Annotated in this window: 1 protein-coding gene; it reads left to right on the top strand. The window is 34.9% G+C overall.

Annotated elements, in window-relative coordinates; translation table 11 throughout:
• Positions 1-330: 330 nt before the first annotated feature.
• Positions 331-4,378: SpaA isopeptide-forming pilin-related protein (locus tag V7014_RS20915; RefSeq protein ID WP_335509953.1), on the top strand; the 4,048-nt coding region annotated here is incomplete at its 3' end.

The raw sequence follows: 4,378 nt of genomic DNA, 5'->3' as shown, positions 1-4,378 counted from the left end.
ATAATCGGTGGGGGATGAACGAAACCCCCCACCGATTAAAGTTTCACTTTATTAAAATAATAGTTAATAGATGTTATATGGCTATTTAACTATATTTGATGGTGCAATAACATGCTATTCAAAAAAAGAATGCAAATAATTAGAACATATTACTTATCTAATGTATACTCCTTAAGTTGGGTAGTTTTTTATACAGTTAATATAGTGCAAATGCTAACAATTATGCATGTTACTATTTTCTAAATTACTTATCAAGTTTATATGCAAAAATAACTGACACTGCTCTAGGGTAAGGTCGCTTTTTTGTGTAAACATATAGGGGGAAGAGAATTGAAAAAACAATATAAGTCAATGATTTCCTTTTTGCTTACTGTTTTATTGGTATTTACTATGATTGTACCTACAGTCATTGCGGAAGGGATTGTCACACCATCGGCTTCAGATGTTGACATAGTACCAACGTCAATGTCAGATGGTGGAATAACAACCACATCAGAAGAAGGATCAATATTAACATCGGATGAAGAAATAATGACAACATCTGGAGATGAAAAACCGGGTGAAGGAACAAATTCAACATTGGGTGAGGAAACGATAACGACATCTGGTAATGGAATATCAACATCAGATGATGAGATGACACCAACACCAGAAGATGAAACAATATCAGCATCAGGTGATGAAAAGAATGATGTAGAGTCAAAACAGCCAGACAGTCAACCTGAAGAGTTAGACTTTAATATCATCACAAGTATTATGTTAAATGATGAGCATAATATAGATTTAACGTCAAAAGAATCTATCAAAAAAGACTCCAAAGTATTTTTGGAATTTAAATATGCGATTCCTGAAGGCAAATTTGTTTATAAAGGTGACACGTTCACATTTAAGTTACCAGATGAATTAAAGTCACTTGAAGGACAATTTGAGCTTGAAGGAGACGGAGGGAAAATATCTTATGGAACTGGTGTGGTTAGTGCTGGTGAAGTAAAGATTACCTTTTCAGAAAATGTAGAGAAAGACAATGTAACGGGATCCTTTTTCTTTGCAGCGCAGTTCGTTGAAGAGAAAATAGGCGATGAAAATCCGGTTCCTATTATATTTGATATAAAAGGTGAATCGACAGTAATTGCTCTAGATTTTGAACAGAAACAGAAAGTAAACCCATCAATTTCAAAAGAGTCTATTGCATTTGATAAACAAACGAATATCATCACTTGGAAAGTACATATTAAATCAGGCGATGAAGATATCAAAAATGTAGTGTTTAATGATTCTATTCAAGAGGACCAAGAATATGTGGCAGGTTCATTTAAAGTAGGGACTGCTTCAATTGATGATGCAAATGTTTTAGGTAAAGACGGAAAAACATTAAATTATACATTCGATTCAATTGCAAAAGAGTCGACAAAAGTAATTACTTTTAAAACGAAGATTAAAGATAATCAGCTTCCTGCAGAGGATAAAACTAAGACATATAAAAACAAGGCTTCTATACAACCGGATGGTTATGCAGATCCAATTGAGTCTAATGAAGCGGGAGTTACTGTACTGACAGATATCCTTCAAAAAACAGGGGAACCTACTAAATCATCTTCAGGGGCTACAACAATTGATTGGACCATTACGATAAATGAACACTTACAAACTATTAAAAATCAAGATGGATCATTGAAAATTGAAGATACATTACAAGAAGGTTTGAAACTTGTTCAAGACAGTGTGAAGATCTGGGACGGCGATCAGGATGTAACTACAAGTTTAGGAAACTTGGAAACAAGTGATACCCGATTTACATTTACATTCAAAGATACTATTTCTGAAAAATATACAATTACGTATACAACAGAAGTAACAGATCAAAATTTCCTTATCACTGGAGTAAAAGAAAACTTCACTAATACTGCTGTTTTGACTGGAACAGCTGTGGTCGATGGAAGTGCTACTGTTACTACAGGTGTCGGCGTATCACCTAACCGAATTTCAAAAAGTGGAACGTATGACCGTTCTTCAAAAGAAATTACATGGACGATTTCTATCAATAATGATGGAGTTCCTTTGAAGAATGTAAAATTAACAGATACGATTGCAGAGGGACAAACATTTGTACAAGGCTCTCTATCACCGAATAATGTATGTACCTATGATGAGGCGAGTAAAACGATTGAATGTAACTTAGGGGATATTAATGAAAATCAAATTATCACTTTTAAAACGATAGTAGATAGCAACCATCATAATGCCACGAATAATCAGTCGACTTACTATAATACGGCTACACTAACACATGATAATATTACGGATTCTACTGGTGAAGTCCCTGTACAAGTTACAAGTAATGTTATTAAAAAAGCAGTAGCGGAAAGCTACAATTATGAAGATCGTACGATTACATGGAAATTGACGGTCAACGAAAATAAAATGTCGTTAACGAATATTGTTGTGAAAGATACGATACCAGATGAGTTCGAATATGTAGAAGGTTCAGCTAAGACGAGTATTGATAACATCGGAACATTTTCAAACGAGGGTAAAACGTTAATTTTTAATGCTAATAAAGATCAAGTCATAAAAGACCAGTTTGATATTACTTTCAAAACGAAAGTTTCCAACCCTGATGAGTTTTTTAAAACAAACGGAAAAATCAACGTAACGAATACGGCAACAATAGAAGCGGACGAAATACCTGGTACGGTTACAAGTAATGAAGCAAGTACAGTTATTCAGAATAACATCGTTTCTAAAAAAGGTGACTTTAACAAAGGGGCTAAATCGATCACTTGGCAGGTTGAAGTCAATCCAAATCATATTACGATTCCAGCAGGGGCAACCATTAAAGATACGTTACAAGAGGGATTAGAGTTAGATATAGACTCTGTTAAATTGTATTCAGCTACAGTTGATCCTAAGACTGGCGCTTTAATGAAAGGTGCAGAAGTTGAATTAGAAGACGGTAATATTCAATATGATGGGAAGACCCGTCAATTTGATTTTACGTTTCCTGCTAAAGCTACAAGTGTTCCAAGTGCTTATATTCTAGTCTTCGATACAGATGTAATGAAAGAAGGTACGTACTCGAACTCTGTTACCTTCAACGGAACAGGTAGCGATTTAACAGGTCAATCTAATAATTACGTGATTGATAAAGCAAGTATGGGTGGCACAGGAGCAGGTAATACGAAGACCATTAAAATAGAGAAAGTTGATAAAGATACAAAAGAGAAACTTTCTGGAGCCGAATTTGAACTATGGATGGAGCATCCAAGGTTAGGCGAAGAGACGTTTGTTAGAACCGTTTCATCAGATTCTAAAGGCCAAGTATCATTTGATCGTTTAAGATCTGGAATAAAGTATATTGTAAAAGAAGTAAAGGCTCCAGAGGGGTATCAATTAAATAGTACGCCATTGGAGTTTACATTAGATAGCAAAGAAAAACATCCGAATGAAACAACTCCTTATCTATTTGAAAATGAAAGAATCAAAGGTGCCGTACAATTCATGAAGAAAGGTAAGGACGGCCAACCTCTTTCAGGAGCAGAATTTAAGTTATATTATAAAGCAGATACAGCGTTTGAATTACCTGTTGGACAAGCTATTAGTGACCAAAATGGAATGGTTACATTTGAAAATGTACCTCTAGGAGAATATGTCATTAAAGAAACGAAAGCACCTACGGGATATAATCTTTCAGAACAAGTATTGAATGTTAAGGTAACAAAAGAATCAGCTCAAGGAGTAACACAAGCTCAGCCATATGAAATGATGAATGAAAGAACGAAAGGTTCCATTCAATTTATAAAAACGAATGAACTAGGCAATCCATTAGCTGGAGCAGAATTTGAGCTATTTGCAGAAGATAACAGTAAAGTTGGAAGTACGGTTACATCTAATGAAGATGGTTTAGTTGATTTTAAAGATGTTGAGCATGGTGTGTACACGATTAAAGAATCAAAAGCACCAAAAGGCTATCAAATATTGAGCAAACCATTGAAAGTAACGGTAGACGGTAAAGAAGGTGAAATATACAAACTGGAAGATGTCAAAAACTATAAAATCGTCATTCCTCCACCTATGCCAGCTCAAGGCGACGTGAAGGTTCAGAAAACAGATGAAAATGGAACTCCGCTAGCAGGAGCAGAGTTTACGTTATATGCTTCAGATGGTAAAGAAGTAGCTCGTTCAGTATCAGATGCTACAGGTATTGTCATGTTCAAAAGTATTCCATTTGGAAACTATACACTTAAGGAAACGAAAGCTCCATCAGGATATATAAAAAGTGATGAAATTCTATATGTGACAATTAAAGATTCAGCTGTATATGAGTTTACTTTCGTCAATAAGAAAGAAGATAATACTACTAATCCAGGAACAGATCCAG

This window comes from Bacillus sp. JJ722, assembly GCF_036963345.1.
Classification (GTDB): domain Bacteria; phylum Bacillota; class Bacilli; order Bacillales; family DSM-1321; genus Bacillus_AD.
Note: the sequence above shows the minus strand (reverse complement) of the source record. Positions and strands in the feature narration are given on the sequence as shown.